The 16,822-nt window shown below is 47.9% G+C and carries 9 protein-coding genes; 3 read left to right on the top strand and 6 right to left on the bottom strand.

What is annotated here, in order from left to right:
- Positions 1-2 precede the first annotated feature (2 nt).
- Positions 3-1,853 (bottom strand): glycoside hydrolase family 13 protein, encoded by a 1,851-nt coding sequence (locus DS731_RS10435; RefSeq protein WP_119501268.1) that lies wholly within the window; start codon positions 1,851-1,853, stop codon positions 3-5.
- A 403-nt stretch (positions 1,854-2,256) separates the two neighbouring features.
- Between DS731_RS10435 and DS731_RS10430 the strand changes: the two genes are divergently transcribed.
- The 3 genes from DS731_RS10430 (at position 2,257) to DS731_RS10420 (ending at position 8,315) form a co-directional block, all read left to right on the top strand.
- A complete protein-coding gene (locus tag DS731_RS10430; RefSeq protein ID WP_119501267.1) occupies positions 2,257-5,172 on the top strand; it encodes a TonB-dependent receptor in 2,916 nt (971 codons plus the stop codon).
- A gap of 126 nt (positions 5,173-5,298) precedes the next feature.
- Positions 5,299-6,786, top strand: coding sequence for a tryptophan halogenase family protein (locus DS731_RS10425; RefSeq protein ID WP_119501266.1), 1,488 nt, complete (start codon positions 5,299-5,301; stop codon positions 6,784-6,786).
- Positions 6,786-8,315 (top strand): tryptophan halogenase family protein, encoded by a 1,530-nt coding sequence (locus DS731_RS10420; protein WP_119501265.1) that lies wholly within the window; start codon positions 6,786-6,788, stop codon positions 8,313-8,315. Before DS731_RS10425 ends, DS731_RS10420 begins: the two co-directional genes overlap by 1 nt.
- Positions 8,316-8,491: 176 nt before the next feature.
- Here DS731_RS10420 and DS731_RS10415 read toward each other — a convergent pair whose 3' ends face one another.
- From DS731_RS10415 to DS731_RS10395, 5 genes are all read right to left on the bottom strand, one after another.
- Positions 8,492-10,288 (bottom strand): alpha-amylase family protein, encoded by a 1,797-nt coding sequence (locus tag DS731_RS10415; RefSeq protein ID WP_232373524.1) that lies wholly within the window; start codon positions 10,286-10,288, stop codon positions 8,492-8,494.
- 178 nt (positions 10,289-10,466) lie between these two features.
- Positions 10,467-11,300, bottom strand: a complete 834-nt coding sequence (locus DS731_RS10410) for a PEP-CTERM/exosortase system-associated acyltransferase (protein ID WP_119501263.1) — start codon at positions 11,298-11,300, stop codon at positions 10,467-10,469.
- 663 nt (positions 11,301-11,963) lie between these two features.
- On the bottom strand, positions 11,964-12,476 hold the full coding sequence (locus DS731_RS10405; RefSeq protein WP_119501262.1) for an RNA methyltransferase: 513 nt from the start codon (positions 12,474-12,476) through the stop codon (positions 11,964-11,966).
- 81 nt (positions 12,477-12,557) lie between these two features.
- Positions 12,558-13,397, bottom strand: a complete 840-nt coding sequence (locus DS731_RS10400) for a patatin-like phospholipase family protein (protein WP_119503384.1) — start codon at positions 13,395-13,397, stop codon at positions 12,558-12,560.
- A 303-nt stretch (positions 13,398-13,700) separates the two neighbouring features.
- A complete protein-coding gene (locus tag DS731_RS10395) occupies positions 13,701-16,505 on the bottom strand; it encodes a TonB-dependent receptor (RefSeq protein ID WP_119501261.1) in 2,805 nt (934 codons plus the stop codon).
- Positions 16,506-16,822 lie beyond the last annotated feature (317 nt).

The following is a 16,822-nucleotide window of genomic DNA, read 5'->3' as shown; positions in this document are numbered from 1 at the left end:
TATTATTGATTCAGGATCCACACCGTTGCACTGTGCTCAGGCACTGACAAGGAGTTTCCGGCTGCCATTATTTCATCGTCACCGGCCTGCTGTAACGTTTTTACACCAGCCATGCGCTCACTGAAACGCTGTAAGTTTACGTCCTTTTTACCGTTTTTGTTAATTACCACCATAATTTGCGTATCCGTTTTCCTGTTATGCCGGAAATAAACGTAAGTGCCGTCTTCCGGTACGTACTGCGTGAGCTGTCCTTCGAAAAGTAACGGATACTGTTTTCTGATGTGTAAAAGCTGACGGATAAATTGCTGTGCTTCCACAGAGCGGGCACTGTCGCTTTCATAAGAAAATGCCGCTGACTCATCTCCCGGCCAGCCGCCCGGGAAATCACTGCGAATAATGCCATGGTCTTCGGTGCCCGCATTATCCATCAGAATTTCAGTGCCGTAGAATACCTGCGGAATACCCCGCGTTGTCAGCACCACTGTCATGGCCATTTTCCACAGCGCCATATCCTGATCCAGTTGCGTGTAGATCCGGCTCATATCGTGGTTATCTGCAAATACCACCAGGTTACCGGCATCACCGTAGATGAAATCCCCGGCGAGTAACTCGTACAGTTTTTTGAGCCCGCTTCCCCACGACTCTTCTTCTTTCAGGGCAGAGACAAGGGTGTGTTGCAGAGGAAAATCCATCACTGACGGTAGCGAAGATTCATAACCGTCCTGTCTCAGGGTGCCGGACTGCCAGTAAGAAGTAATTACCGGATTCACCGACCATTCTTCCCCGACAATATTCAGTGACGGATATTCCTTCATGAGCCTCGCTGTCCATGCAGACAGGAAGTCCTTATCGGAATAGGAATAAGTGTCCACGCGAATACCGCTTAAACCGGCATACTCCACCCACCAGACAGCATTTTGAATCAGATAATTGGCGAGAAAGGGATTCTGCTGATTTAAGTCCGGCATTGACGGAACGAACCAGCCGTCACTGAATGCCAGTTTGTCGGCTTCTGCACCGTGAGGATCATGCAGAGTTTCACGGATATGCGTGGTGGCAGAAAAATTGCCGTCGTGGTGGATCCAGTCTTTATCAGGGGGCGAGGTTGTCCATGGGTGCCCGCTGCCGATATGATTCAACACCATATCCATGATCACACCGATCCCCTGCTCTGCTGCACGTTCGCTCAGTGTCTTATAAAGGTCATTTGAACCGTATCGCGGATCAATCTGATAGTAGTCAGTGATGGCATAGCCATGATAAGAATAACTGTCCATGGCATTTTCCAGCAATGGCATACTCCATATCTGCGTAAACCCCATATCTGACAGATAATCGAGGTGGTCAATGATCCCCTGAATATCTCCACCGTGCCTGCCACCGGCTTCTTCACGGTTTAGTTTATCTGTGTAGTTTTCAAGAGAATCATTGGATTCGTCGCCGTTAGCGAACCGGTCAGGAGTGAGCAGATAAATCGTGTCTTTTCCGGAATAGCCCTGTCGTTGTGCTGAACCTTTTTTACGTTCATGCAACACATAGGAGAAAGACACACGCCCGCCGTTTTCTTTGGTGATTTCAAACGGAATGACGCCCGGTTTTACGTTTTCTGACAACGTGAGATCGACAAAAATATAATCTGCATTTGAAGGCCGGTGGACGCCATCGACGTGAACGCCCGGGTAACTGGTTTTTACATTTGCTTTGCCCAGATCTTTATCCCGGATCATCAGTTGTAAACGGGAGTCGGCCATGTTCACCCACCAGTCCGGTGGTGACACTGATACACCGTAAGCAGGTACACAGAGTAAGTTTGTTGCCAGTACGGCTCCGTACACCGTTGCTGCTTTTTTCATTGTAATACTTCCGGCTTTTTAACAAGCGCTGTTAATGTTTCGTTAAACTTTTCGGGATAGTAACCGGATGCCCGGACTGCGCCAATGTTCTGCATACGTATTCAGCGCATTTCACCAAAAAGCGTCTATGCTTTTTAAAGTGCTGCTAACTTTCAGAATGTCAGAACGCTGTGTTGTGCTTGCAGGCAGCGACATGGTTGAGATATCAGCATCCGGCGCTTCGCTGAATCAATTAAGCGGGTTTTAACTTCCGGACAGGATTGCAGATATTTCTTAAGCCCCACTAATCTTAATTGATTAAGTATTTTTGTGTTTTTCACTTGATGTTCTGTAAAAACCAAACTATTGTTAATTTAATGTTGCACATACGCACATTCATGTTAATGAGAAAGGGCACACAAAAATGACCAAAAAACAGTTATTTAAACCTGCACTTCTGACCCTCGCAGTCAGCTCTGCACTTTTCCCCGGTGTCATCCAGGCACAACAAACAGATAACGAAGAAGCTAAGGATGTTGAGGTTATCGCGGTAAAAGGTATTCGCGGCTCTCTGATGCGGGCGCAGGCCATCAAAATGGACAACTCGTCTATTGTGGAAGCTATTTCTGCTGAAGACATTGGTAAGCTGCCGGATTCATCCATTGCTGAATCGTTGGCAAGGTTACCCGGTATGGCCGGTGAGCGTGTAGGTGGCCGTACGTCCGGTATTTCCGTACGGGGCTTTAAAGAAGATTTCGTCGGTACGTCGCTAAATGGCCGCGAGTTAATTGGTATCGGTGACAACCGTGGTGTGGAATACGATTTATACCCTTCTGAAATCATGACCGGTGCCACCATTTATAAAACCACCGATGCATCCCTTCTGGTTCAGGGTATTGGTGGTACTGTTGATTTACAAACAGTCAGACCGCTGGCCGCACAGGAAACACTCACCTTCACCGGTGTATATGAAATGGGTGGCAATGACTCTGATAACCCTGAATTCGACAATACGGGCAAACGCTATGCCTTGTCTTTTGTAGAAAAATTTGCCGATGACACGGTCGGTATCGCTGTCGCTCTGGCCACCACGGAGTCTCCCCGTAACGAGAGAAAATACGGCGTATGGGGTTACGGAGATAACAACGGTGCTTCCCTGCCCTTCGGTCTTGACAGTCAGGCAATCAGCCGCGTGCTGGAACGTGATACCGTTTCTGCAATCTTCCAGTGGCGCCCCACAGACAATCTGGACATTGTGGTAGACGTACTTAGTATCGATTACTCTGACTCCGGTGTGATCCGCGGTTTCATCGAACCCTTCGAACTGGATGCCAGCTCTTTAAACGGCAGTGGTGCAAATTCTACCGGTACCCAGACAAACGCGAATCCGGTTTTGCGTACTGACCCTGCACAGAAAGACGGTGAACTGACGACAGTGGGCCTGAACATCGATTATCAGTTGAATGATGAATGGTCGGTGAAACTGGATGTGGCTGACAGCAGCTCCAGTAAACGTGATCTGCGCGGTGAATCTTATGCCGGTCTTGCCCGTAGCGGAGCTGAAATTGCTGCCGGCGATCAACGTACCCGTGACTTTGTGATGGGACCTGACGGTATTTACTTTACCGGTTCAACCGGCCTGGATGCATTCTCCGATCCTAACCTGTTACAACTTACCGGTCCGCAGCAATGGGGTGGCGGCATGGCGGCGCTTGCCGATCAGTTCGATACTGACGTTCTTCGTGCAGACGGTACACCTTATACCTTCATCAACGCGCAGGATGGCTTCCTGAACTATGCCGATTTTGAAGAGGAACTGACAACGGTTCGTCTTGAAACAGAGGGCTTTGTTGAATGGGGCATTGTAAACAAGGTAAACGTGGGTGTTGCATACAGCGACCGCTACAAATCGAAGGATAACAAAGGCTTCTTCGCTACTGCTTCAAGCTATCCGAATTCAGAATCAATCCCGACTTCATACCTGTACAACGGTCTGGCAGATCTTACCTGGGCTGGTATGGGCTATGTGGTAGCGTACGATGGTTTTGCGCCATATAACGATGGCGAGTATGAATTAAATGATGCCGGTCTGCTCGAGCCGGACCGTTTAGGCGACACCTACAAAGTGTATGAAGAAGTCACCACACTGTTTGCCAAATTTGATTTTGAAACAGAAATCGGTGATTTCCCTGTCACCGGTAATTTCGGTGGGCAGTATGTTCAGACCGATCAGCGCTCGACCGGCTATATCGGTGTTGTCGGCGCAAACTTCAAAGTGTGTGACGGCGATGATAACGGCGTGATCGACGCAGATTGTGAGCAGGATATTTCTGACGATTACAATCACTTCCTGCCCAGCCTGAACGTTTCTGTTGAAGTGGGCGATAATCAGTTTGTCCGCTTTGCGGCCAATAAAACCATCAGCCGTGCCCGTATCGATCAAATGAAAGCATCGGGCTTTGTGAAATTCGACCAGAACATTAACCTGATTGCTATTCCAAATACACAAGCGGCAGTAGACGAGTACGGTACACCATGGTCCAAGTTCCAGGGTAACCCCCGTCTTCGTCCTTTGGAAGCGAATAACTATGACCTGTCTTTCGAGAACTACTTTGAAGATGAGGGTTATGTGTCCGTGGCGTTATTCTATAAAGACCTGGTTAACTGGACACGTGACGGTAACCTGACTATAGATTTCACCAACGATCCCACCAATGATGGCGCAGATTACTTCATTCCCGGATTCCATGACAGAACCGTAGGTGCCGACGGGCTGGTAGGTCCGGACGGCACGGTCTATGCGCCCGGCACTTACATCACTCCACCGGATACAGGTACATTTTCATTCTTCGAAGATGGTCTGACCGGCAGCGTAAAAGGTGCTGAGGTTACCGCTCAGATACCCCTGCGTATGGTGAGTGACGTACTGGACGGTTTTGGTATCGCCGCTTCTTATACATACATTGATGCGACTCTGGAAGATGACTCACCGGTGCCCGGTCAGTCAGAAAGAGTCACGTCTTTGACTGCCTATTACGAAATGAACGGCTTTGAAGTACGTGTTGCTGCGACAGACCGGGGTGAATTCTTCACCTATCAGCGCGGCGGTTCAAACAAAATTGAAGGTGCGACACGGGATGCGGTTACCCAGGTGGATGCGCAAATCAGCTATGACTTCGAAGGCAGTGGTATTGAATACCTCGAAGGATTGCGTATATCTCTGCAGGGAACGAACCTGACCGATGAAAAAGAAGAGACCCGCGATTCGAATGGTTTCGTCACCCTGAGACGGGAGTTCGGACCTTCTTATATGCTGAACTTCAACTACTCCTTCTATTAATCAATCCGGGCGGCAGCTTTACTGCCGCCCTTCTTTTTAAATATTTTCGTAGCAGCTTTTACTACAAAAACGGTTACGAAAGTGTTTATAGTAAATTTAATATCAATAACATCAACGGATTACTGAATGACCTCAGGTGTGCGCAAATTAGTCATTGCCGGCGGAGGCACCGCAGGCTGGATGGCAGCCGCTCTGTTTAAGAAAGTCCTCGCAGACAACATCAAAGTAGAGCTGATTGAATCAGAAGATATTGGCATCATCGGTGTCGGTGAAGCAACCATTCCCCCTATTCAAACCTTTAATCAATATCTTGGTCTGGATGAAAAAGCCTTTCTTAAAGAAACCCACGCCAGCATAAAGCTGGCTATCCGCTTTGAAAACTGGAAGCAGGAAGGCAGCAGCTATTACCACACATTCGGTGCACCTGGCGCCACACTGGGCTTTGTCGGCTTCCAGCATTACTGGTTACGGGCAGCACAAAACGGGCTGACACAGTCATTGTGGGACTTCGATCTGAATTACCTGGCTTGTCTGGAAGGAAAATTTAATAAAATTCAGACTGATAATCCGGTGTATCAATTGCCTTATGCTTATCATTTCGATGCCACCCTGTATGGTCAGTTCTTAAGACGCATGGCAGAAAACGCCGGCGTAAAACGCACAGAAGGCACGATTGAACATGTGAAGCAGAATGCAACCACGGGCTTTGTGGAAGCACTGCAGTTAAAAAGTGGTCAGCAGATTGCCGGCGATTTATTTCTGGATTGCACCGGCATGCGCGGCCTGCTTTTACAAAAGACGCTGGGTACAGAATACGAGGACTGGTCTCACTGGTTATGTGCAGACCGGGCGTGGGCAGTGCCGTCACAGAGGCATGAGCATACCGCTCCGTTCACCCGCAGCATAGCACGTTCAACGGGCTGGCAGTGGCGAATCCCCCTCACCCATCGTAACGGTAATGGCCTGGTGTACAGTTCAAAATATATGGACGATGACAAAGCCAGGGAGTTGTTGATGACAAACCTGGATACGCCGGCACTGGATGAACCGCGTAAAATCAGTTTCCGCACTGGCCGGACCGTAAAGCAATGGTCAAAGAATGTGATCGGGATCGGTTTGTCCAGCGGGTTCCTTGAGCCTCTGGAATCGACCAGCATTCATCTTATCCAAAGCGGTCTGGTGAGGTTACTGAAGATGTTTCCGCATAAGGAAATTAATCCTTCGATGGAGACCATGTATAACGCGGAATCGAAGGAAGAATTTGAAACCATCCGCGACTTTATCATTTTGCACTATGTGGTAAATGAACGTGATGACTCTGAATTCTGGCGGGATATGCAAAACATGTCCATTCCGGCAAGACTAGAGCAGAAAATCAACGCGTTTAAAGATACCGCCACTATCTTTAACGAACAGAACGATATCTTCCGTGATGCTTCCTGGCTTCAGGTTATGGCAGGCCAGGGGATCATGCCACGGGATCATCATCCGGCAGCCAATACACAAACCGTCCCCCAATTACTCGATGTCATGGGAAAAGTATTACAGGCAAAACAGCAGCCTCTTACACAGATGCTTCCCCATGATGAATTTCTCAAACGGTTTACTCAATAATGTCAGCGCCTCATCGTATTGTTATCGCCGGAGGCGGCACCGCCGGCTGGATTGCTACCTGCCTCATGGCGCACCACTGGCGTGATAAGCCGGTGAGCATTACGCTGGTGGAATCGGCTGATATTGCCACCGTGGGCGTGGGAGAAGGTTCAACCCCTACACTGAAACGCTTTTTCAGTGACCTTAACATTGCAGAAAGTGACTGGATGCCAGCCTGCAACGCCACGTATAAGGTGAATATCCGGTTTAAAGGCTGGAGTCCCCAAAACGGGCCTGACAGTTACAGTCATCCGTTCATCTCACAACCGGATGCATTCACTGAGCGCCCCTTTCATGTGAACTGCCACAACCGCCGGCTGGGCCTGGACGTGAACGTTACCCCTGAACAATTTCTGCTGAACGGGTGGCTGGCCGGGGCAGGAAAAGCCCCGGTGGCGCCAACCTCGTTCCCGTTTCGTATCGAATATGGTTACCATTTTGATTCCGCCTTGCTGGGCCGGTATCTGAAACGCCATGCCGTCAGCCTGGGTGTAAATCACATTGAAGGGAAAATTGACGATGTCATTACCAGTCTTTCAGGCCATATTACATCGCTGAAATTGCAATCCGGCGAGATAGTTGACGGTGATTTTTTCATCGACTGTACGGGCTTCCGTTCTTTGTTGTTACAACAGACACTGGATATCCGCTTTAATCCGTTCAGTGAAAACCTGTTTAACGACAGGGCCGCGGTACTGGCAACACCGGCGCAGGCGCGTCTGCCGGTGGAAACAACGTCTACAGCGCTCAGCAACGGCTGGGCGTGGTCTATCCCTTTAAGTAGCCGTACCGGAAACGGTTATGTCTTTTCTTCAGCTCATCTATCAGACGATAAAGCTGAGGCTGAACTTCGCCGTCATCTTTCCGTGCAGGACAACGAAGGTGACGTGCGGTTCCTGTCTATGCGTGTTGGCCAGGTTGAAAAGCACTGGCACAAGAATTGTCTGGCGCTGGGGCTGGCGCAGGGTTTTATTGAACCCCTTGAAGCCACAGCGCTGCATCTGGTGCAACTGTCCGTTGAATTTTTCATAGAAGATTATGAACAGGGTAACTTCAGTCCCGCTTTACAGGACAAGTTTAATAAAGACGTCACTGAAAGGTTTTCAGGAGTAAGGGATTACATCGTCGCCCATTACAAACTCAATACCCGCGACGACTCGGCATACTGGCGGGAAAACCGTAATAATATGGCTTTGTCTGAATCCCTGTTGCAACTGCTTGATGTCTGGTACCGGAAAGGCGATTTCCCGGCAGAAATTCAACGGCAGAACATTCAGTCTCACTTTGGCATTACATCATGGCACTGCCTGCTCGCCGGATATGGCATCTTTCCTCCGCTGGCTAAACAGCAGCCCGGACGGGGTGATCTCTACAAGGACAATGACACTGAGGCATTTTTTAAAGGCTGTCTGTTAAATTTCCCCGATCACAGTGCGTATCTTAAAGACGTTGCAAACAGCTTTCCGGCAGTTAAAAGCTCACTGTACTAAAGACTGTTGAAAGGCGGAGACACATTACAACTGAACCTTGCGCCCGGTGGTGGTGCAGCACTCCAGTTTGTTCCTTTGTGACCATTCTTCCCGGCATGCGCTGAGATGGCATGAAAACATGGCGGCTGATGAGGCAGTCCGCCATGTACCGGCCAGAAAAAGGTTACGCATAACTCTTACATGGTCAATATAACCGATTGATTCGGCGTTAATTTAAAGGATATGCTTCGTTTGCCGTCTTTAACTTCAGATTTCACTCTGGCCCCGGTCAACTTATCCTCTAACTCCCTTAAGTCAGAAAATTCTGCGGGTAATTCAGACAAATCCAGTTCTGCCAGCACCTCTTTTTCACTGTAAAAATTACTGACACTTATCAAAATGTCATCATTGTTCCAGCGCGCGAAAGCAAATACCTTTGCATCAGAAAGCTGGCCGTTTACCTTTAACGACTGATGTAAAGACTGGTAGTTACCGGATATCACTGCCGGGGTTGAAGCGGCGATATTCAGTACGGTTTTATAATAATCGCGCAGTGCCTGCTCTGCTCCGGTTGATTGTCCACCATCAAATTTACCGTTATTCATCCAACGCTGGTGAGCCGGCACCCCGATGTAATCAAAAATAGACGTCCTGGACGGCTGGCCGAATCCCGCGACTTCACTACCGTCTTCGCCATTTTCCTGACCAAAGTAAATCAAAACCGGAGACTCACTGATAAGCGCAGACACAACCAGAGCAGGCTTGCCTGACTCAGCATTTCCGGCAAACTCAGGACTGGCTATTCGTTGTTCATCATGGTTTTCAAGAAAATGAAGAAGATGCCGACGGATATCTCCGTATTGTTCCTGAATATCAGCCAGTTTTGCGACATCGCCGTTATTCTGCATAACATCTTTAAGTGAGTCGTAAAAATCCACCTTGTCATACAGATAGTCCATTTTTCCCAACTGCAAATAGTCACGGTAAAGCGCAGGCTGATAGACTTCAGCAAGCAATACCGCATCCGCGGAAGTGTGCTTAATGTGACTGTTCAAATATGACCAGAACGCAACCGGCACCATTTCAGCCATGTCATAGCGAAACCCGTCTACGCCCTTATCCAGCCAGTACTGTGTGATATCTTTAAACTTTACCCACGAATCCGGTACAACTTTATCAGACCAGTACTGATAGTGAGCCTGAGCCGGCGCAAAACGCAGCTCTTCCGGTACATCAGGGAATTCATGGTCACCCGACGGCGTAACACCGTAGTTAATTTTAACGGTTTCATACCAGTCGTTGACATCAGGTTTAGCATTGCGGGAACCATTACCTGTCCATCGGGCCGGTGATTCATCAAAATGACCGTCTGCCAGAGGATGTGATGCACCACCTAACGGTTTTGTTGCGGGGGTGAAATCCGGGACCTCAAAAGGTTCTCCCGGGATATAGTAAAAATTATTGTTTTTACTGTAGGTGACCGATGTGTCGTCACGGGCGCCAAAGCTGCTCTGTGGTCTCACTACTGAATAGTACTGTCTGGCAACATGGTTAGGCACAATGTCAATCATAACCTTGAGGCCGGCTGCGTGAGTACGGGAGATCAGTGCTTCAAACTCCTCAAGCCGGCTGGCCGGATCATTTGCAAGATCCGGGTCCACATTGTAATAATCCCGCACTGCGTAAGGCGAACCGGCTCTTCCTTTGACCACATCAGGATCGTCCCCTGCAATGCCGTAAGCAGAATAATCTGTCACAGACGCGTGATGAGGAACACCGGTATACCATATCCAGTTTGCGCCCAACGCGCTGATTTCATCCAGCGCCTTTTCCGAAAAATCACTGAATTTGCCCGCCCCGTTTTCTTCGATGGTTCCCCAGGGCTTGTTGGTCGTATTGGTGTTACCGAACAATCGGGTGAACACCTGATAGATTACCAGCTTTTCAGCGGTATCTGCTGCGGTATCGTTGGACTTTAACCGGGTTGTTGTCATCGGGGCCTCAGGTTCTGTGTGACAGGCAACAACGAATAAACTGGAAGTAATAACACATATCAGTATGGCGGGAAGCCGGAAGGAAAGTAAAGTGGCTGACACGACAGCAAACTCCATGCATAAAAAAACCGAGCATAACGACCCGGTCTTTTTCAGCAACAAACATACGTATTCATAATTAAGCAGCGCGTGTTTTTTGCCCTTTTCCTGTCAATGTGGAAGGTACTGGTTTGTGGATTGAACCAAAGTTCGGTACATCTTCCAGCTCTTTCATAATTTTTCGGTAGAAACGATGCAGCGACGGTGAGATTTGATGGAAAAACTCTTCCGGAGATAAGCGGTACGCTGCACGCTTACCATGATATTCAATAACCTGACCAAGCTGATTGAATTCGATGCCCAGCATACGCAGACTTCTGGCCAGTTTCGGCTCCATCATAACGTATACATTTTCTACATCCCTCAGCACACAAATTGTTGCAGCAAAGAAATACAGTGCCAGTGTGAGATAAGGGAAATTTCGATCGGGTTTGGTTCTTTTGAAACCTTTGTCGAGTGACTTACCCGTCACCGGAGAAAGATTTGTATCTGTTTCGCGACGGCGAAAGCGTTTTGGAATCGCCAGGCGGGAAATTTCGCACACCGAGTGGCGAGGCAAGCGGGACGGACTGTTCTCATCCATCCGGATGGCATCTGCACAATTTTGCTCTATCGGCAGTACCTGTCCACTGTGCTGAGGCATAACCACGCGGATAGTACCAGCGCAATCTCCGGTGGCCTTGTGCTGTATATAACAGCTGATCGCATATTCATCGAATTCGTCAAACTCCATTTTGGTTTGACGCACTTCCTCAAACCCCATTTCCTCGCAGTACACCTGATGGCGTGTACGAAAACAGGCTCTCTGATCTTTTTCTTCATTTGCCACAACAAGGGTAAAGTGCTCAAAGAAGTGATTGGCGGCTGCATCTATGGCTTTGTTCATCTGGCGCCTGACAAGAGGCTTCACCATATGTTTGACACCAGGTACTTGATGCACTTTTTTAAAAGCGTTTAACAAGCGACGTTTCACTCTGACTCCCAACGATTCGAAAGAGGATTTTTTATTCTATTAATGAGTCTTACTTGGTGCTTCCGTGACTAACCAAACAAACCACACCCGTGAGGTGTGAGAGTCACCCTGTGAGATCAGTTGAATAACGGATTATAATTATTAATGCCACAACTCAAATGCATACTTACAGCGTCAACTTCTATAGGTTTTTGTATTTTTTGTATAAACCCATTGCGTACTTTCTTAAACAAGTTTCAGACCACTTTATCAGGATCACCGAAAATAGTTATGAACCCGCAATACTATCAAAGAGTATTAATAATATTTTTAAGTAAGACTTAAACTTCAGTTTTTTTACGCAAAATGAAAACTAATTTCATAACTGTATGATTTAATTTGTTATTAATTGTAACCGGCGAATCTAAACCTATGAAAAACCTGCCGAAATTTCGTTCAGCTCAGGCAAATTCACAAGCATAAATTAATTTAATGGAGGGTGAGATATTTTTAGATCCCGTGTCACAAGATCCGGATCTGAGCGTAAGATCGTAAAAAACTCTGACACTTTCAAAGATATGGTTACCAGGGTGTAGCCATATGGAAACACCCTTTTACAAGACCTCAGGATTTCCCAGTCCGTAACTGGTTATTACGGTCCCGCGAAGCTCTTATTAGCTCGTCACCATGCTGATACTGACTTTTTGCAAGCCGGTCGTAAAGCACGACATTCGCTGTCGCAGCCAGATTCATACAACCTGTCGTTGGCACATAAACAACATCATCGGCCCGCGCAACCAGACTGGCAGGCACGGAACCGTCCTCGGGCCCGAATATATAAAATGCATTAGCCGGATGCTGATATTCAGGTAGCGGAATTGCTCCTTCAACCAGTTCAATTACAACAACTTTTGCGCCTTCGGGGATGACCTGTTGCAAATCAGGAACAGCCTCAACGGGTATTTGTTTATGTACGTCTTTGGTGTCCGCATAGAACTCTCTGGCCCGCGTATACCGTTCACCGGTGTAATACACAGCGCTGGCATTAAAACAACCCGCGCCACGGAGCACTGAAGCCACATTCACCGGACTTTTCGGGTTAACCAGACCGATATATGAAAGTTTTGACGATGACATTAAGTACCCCGCTGGAAAAACCGCGGCAGTATCGCAAAAAGCAATCCGCTTAACCAGCAGGCAAAGAAAAAATATTTACTGTTATGCTGCAAGCTTTTTACGGGAGGATAACAGCCGTCTGGCCATCCTTCTTCCCTGCGCATAGCCAAGTAATAGCTTACGCTTATCCATCGTGAGTCGTTTTACACAAAATCCGGCATCCGGTGCAATAACGGTGATTTTACAATCGTCAGGAGGATTATTCAGAAAGGCCAGCGTTTCATTATACATGCGCGGCCGCTGAAGCATGGTTTCGAGCAAAGCAGGCTGATGACCGTAGAGCTTAGTCAGTAACCAGGCGTTTTTCACTTCAGGCTTGGAAAATCCCGCAGGCTGTGACAGCACCACGGTAATGTCTCTGGCTCCCATCCCGTAGGCATGTTTAACCGGTATTGAATCCCCTACTCCACCGTCTACATAAGGTACGCCATCGATAACCGGTTGTTCCCTGAACGCTGTAGGTATGGCACATGATGCTACCATCAGTGTGTCAACGGTGTCCGGTGTGGCCAGGTGATATTCACATTTGCCGGTTTGTGTATTTGTGACACCTACGTAGAGAGGAATTGCACTTTGTTCACCCGGTACAGGTATACCTAAAACAGTTTTCGCGTGATGCCATAACCAGTGGACATCTGTCATGTGCCCCCCCTTTATAAAACGAAGGGGACTGAAAAATTCGGCTTTCGTTGCGAACTCAGTAATGATTTTCTTACTCAGACCCTGTGCACCGGACACATAGGTAGAAAGATTTGTTGCACCTGCAGAAACACCGATGGCGAAATCAAATCCGTAGTGTTTTTCTTCCATGAATTTGTCGAGCACACCCGCGGCAAAGATCCCCCGCATTGCCCCGCCTTCAACTACCAGTGCTGATTTAATCCCGCTCATTTTTTATTCCTGTCTTTCGCTCTCTATCTGGTATGACCAGCATATATTGTACCAATCGTGCAGCGGTTCCATGACTAATGAAATGAATAACTAAAACAGAAGCTTAATAAGAAAACTGCAGATTAAAACGCTAGCGGGATGTGCACCAGTATGTGATGTCTCCCCCGTTAATAGGGAAATATTATCCGGGCAGGGTAAATTTTGCAGACGGGAAAAATCGATGGCTGTAATTAAAAAAACCGTCTGCACTCACGTACAGACGGTTTAATCAGAGGTTATCGGCTAAGAAGCTGATTAGAAGGTGTAATTGAATCCTAACAGATAGTTAGCACCGTAAGCCTGATACAGCAGGACCTGACGGCTGTCAGTTCCCGATGTCTGAATATCGTCTTCGTCGGTCAGGTTTTGAGCCTGTAATGTGACGCGCAGCCCTTCCAGCGATTCAATTCCAGACTCACTGAAGTCATAGCCAATCTGCGCGTCGATGAAGGTACCACCCTGATTGGTGGTATCAGACAGTGCCAGACTCAGACCACGGGCTTCTGTAAGATAATCAGAACGTTTGGTACCGGCTACCCGCACTTCGAAACCACTGTTTTCGTAGAAAACAGTCAGGCTGTAGTTTTCATCGGATAATCCCGGGATCCGTGTTTCACCACCCTCACCGGCGGCGTCAGCATGACCGTCCATGAATGTAGCACTGGCAAACACACCAAATCCGGACAGTGCATCAGCAATAAGATCACCCGGCAGACTCATCTGGATCTCATAACCGCGGACCAGACCTTCAAAGCCGTCCTGAGGCTTGGTTTTATAGCCTTCGAACAACACCGGAGCTAATGCGGCTTCATCCTGGGTATGGTGAATTTCCGGAATGTAGTCCTGAGTAAAGTCAGACAATAATCCGTTCTCGCGATGCCAGTTCTTAATGTCTTTAAAGAAATAAGACAAGGCTACGTAACCAGTATCAGCAAAATAATTCTCGTAGGACAAGTCGAACTGATTTGCTTCGTAAGGACGCAACTCAGGGTTTCCGGAGCTGCCACCCCAAGGACCGTTCTCAACATTATTGGAAAGAATATTGGTGTTGTTATAAGAGAAAGTCACCTGAGTATTCGGACGCATATCATCCATACGCGGACGGGTCAGAACTTTACTTAATCCCATTCTCAGAAATTGGCCTTCGGCAAATTCTGCGCTGAGGTTCAGAGTCGGCAATACATCGGTGTAATCGGTCCCGCCCGTAACAGGCACAGCTTCCACCAGGCCATCCTGATTAACGGAAGTACTGAAGCCCTGAGAACTTTGATCGGCACGCACAACCTGAACACCCACATTACCGCGGATGTAGATATCGTCTACAGAGGTATCAATATCCAGTTTTCCGTACAATGTGGTGAGTTTTTCATTCACGGTGTATGTATCACCCAGACGACCGGCATCAACCAGTTTTGCGTCTGTGGCAATGTAATATCCGCTGTCATACAAGCCAATAGAATCGTACGCCAGCACACCATTGATGCCTATGAAATCAAGGGAGACAACACCAAGTACTTCAGGAATAGCTGCATCATCAGGATAAGACGGAGCTGTCAGATAAGCGCCGTTATTTACCTTAGATTTTTCACGGTCAGAATACACCATGCCGACTTCCAGACCGGAGAAAATTCCCCATTCCACAAAACCTTCAGTAGAAAGACGGAAGGAATCCAGGCTCTCTTCAAATACAGGCTGGTTAACAAAGCCATCCTGGGCGTCACCACCAACAATGGGAGCACCCCATGTCTGCGGTCCTGCCAGTGTGATCAGGCTGGCGTCGGTTAAATCAACCGGCGCAATTTCAGGATGATCTGAATACATTACGCCGGTGGATGTCATTTCCCACGAACGTGCTGTCATGGGACGTCCGTCAATACCGGTACGGCCCACACCGGAGTAACTTTCTACGTCTGTAATGGTTTTATCGACACTGCCGGTTGAAATATCTGCTGTGATGCTCCAGTCATTATTGAGCATGTACTCAACATTTAAACCAAAGGTTTTCAGCTCAGCTTCCTGCCGGCGTACATCGTTGCGTACCACACTGTAGAAGCCATCGTAATAGCCCGAAGACACCAGGCCATCTTCAACGCCGGTAATCGTGTAGTCACCGGTTCCCCACTCTGCGCCACCTTCTTCAACACCGCGACGGGCATCATCTTCGAGGAAGTCGATATACAGGGCGTCGAACTGAATATTTAATTGATCCTGCGGAGCCCATTGAATTACAGCAGCGACAGAATCACGGTTCATCATGGCAGAACGGGCAAAGGAGTCATGACCGCCAAGAACCAGTGTTCCTTCCGGCACATCAACACCGCTGGCCGCTTTATCCGGATTCGCATCAGCATAACCCCAGCCACGGAACTGTTGTTCCTGACGTGGAGATTCCATGGTCGCAACCGTAAGCGCCACACCTAACGTATTATCAAGAAATTGATCAACGAAGTTAAAAGACAAACGGTGTCCCTGATTATCAAAGTCAGGGTTAGCGGCATCTTCCTTGTTCTTTTCTAATGTACCGTTGAGGGTAACAGTACTTTCTGCAGATAACGGCTTAACGGTTTGCAAATCAATAGAACCGCCAATGTTTTGCGTAGTCATGCCGGCTTCAGGTGTTTTATACACCAGAATGTTAGAAATGATTTCTGTAGGATAAAGGTCGAATTCAACACCACGGTTGTCACCCATACCTAACAGTTCACGACCGTTAAGAGATGTACCTACATAGTTCTCGTTAAAACCGCGGACTGAAATACCGCTGGTACGTCCGTTACGACGTTCACCCGCAAGACCGGGCAAACGGGACAATGATTCTGCAATACTGGTGTCAGGCAGTTTACCGATATCTTCTGCTGACAACGCTTCAACGATAGAGGTGCTGTCCATCTTGATAGCCTGAGCACGCTGAAGGCTTCCGCGGATCCCTGAAACCTGAATAACTTCTACATTATCTTCCGCCTGAGTGTCATCAGATTGTGCGAATACGGGTACAGAGGTAAGGGATAATCCGGTGGCGATCATCGCCATTTGAATTAAATTTGGTTTAAATTGTGTCATCAATCTTTCCCTAAGGTTATGCGGGCAATCTGTTATCGCGGCGGTAACATACCGCCAGAATGGGCTGCCGGTACACTGGTTGGGGCCCGCCGCGAAACAGTTCCTGAGAACGCCATTAGTTATTTTTATTACCGTTAAATGACAATTCTCTGTGTCGCGTGCATCCTATCGGGAAGATAAAAATTGCTCAATCATCTGCATACGTATTCATAAAACAATTAAAACAATAACTTAACATTGTAGTAATGCTGTCGGAGTGGCAACCGGATGACCAGCTGTCTCTCAAAACCTTTTAAAATAGCGGACTGTATCGATTA

This window comes from Alteromonas sp. RKMC-009, assembly GCF_003584565.2.
Lineage (GTDB): Bacteria > Pseudomonadota > Gammaproteobacteria > Enterobacterales > Alteromonadaceae > Alteromonas.
Note: the sequence above shows the minus strand (reverse complement) of the source record. Positions and strands in the feature narration are given on the sequence as shown.

What these genes read in the sequence shown, in the direction of transcription:
- DS731_RS10430 (WP_119501267.1), top strand. Translation starts at nt 2,257, where the DNA reads ATGACCAAAAAACAGTTATTTAAACCTGCACTTCTGACCCTCGCAGTC.
- DS731_RS10395 (WP_119501261.1), bottom strand. Translation starts at nt 16,505, where the DNA reads ATGACACAATTTAAACCAAATTTAATTCAAATGGCGATGATCGCCACC.
- DS731_RS10425 (WP_119501266.1), top strand. Translation starts at nt 5,299, where the DNA reads ATGACCTCAGGTGTGCGCAAATTAGTCATTGCCGGCGGAGGCACCGCA.
- DS731_RS10410 (WP_119501263.1), bottom strand. Translation starts at nt 11,300, where the DNA reads ATGGTGAAGCCTCTTGTCAGGCGCCAGATGAACAAAGCCATAGATGCA.
- DS731_RS10435 (WP_119501268.1), bottom strand. Translation starts at nt 1,853, where the DNA reads ATGAAAAAAGCAGCAACGGTGTACGGAGCCGTACTGGCAACAAACTTA.
- DS731_RS10405 (WP_119501262.1), bottom strand. Translation starts at nt 12,476, where the DNA reads ATGTCATCGTCAAAACTTTCATATATCGGTCTGGTTAACCCGAAAAGT.
- DS731_RS10420 (WP_119501265.1), top strand. Translation starts at nt 6,786, where the DNA reads ATGTCAGCGCCTCATCGTATTGTTATCGCCGGAGGCGGCACCGCCGGC.
- DS731_RS10415 (WP_232373524.1), bottom strand. Translation starts at nt 10,288, where the DNA reads ATGACAACAACCCGGTTAAAGTCCAACGATACCGCAGCAGATACCGCT.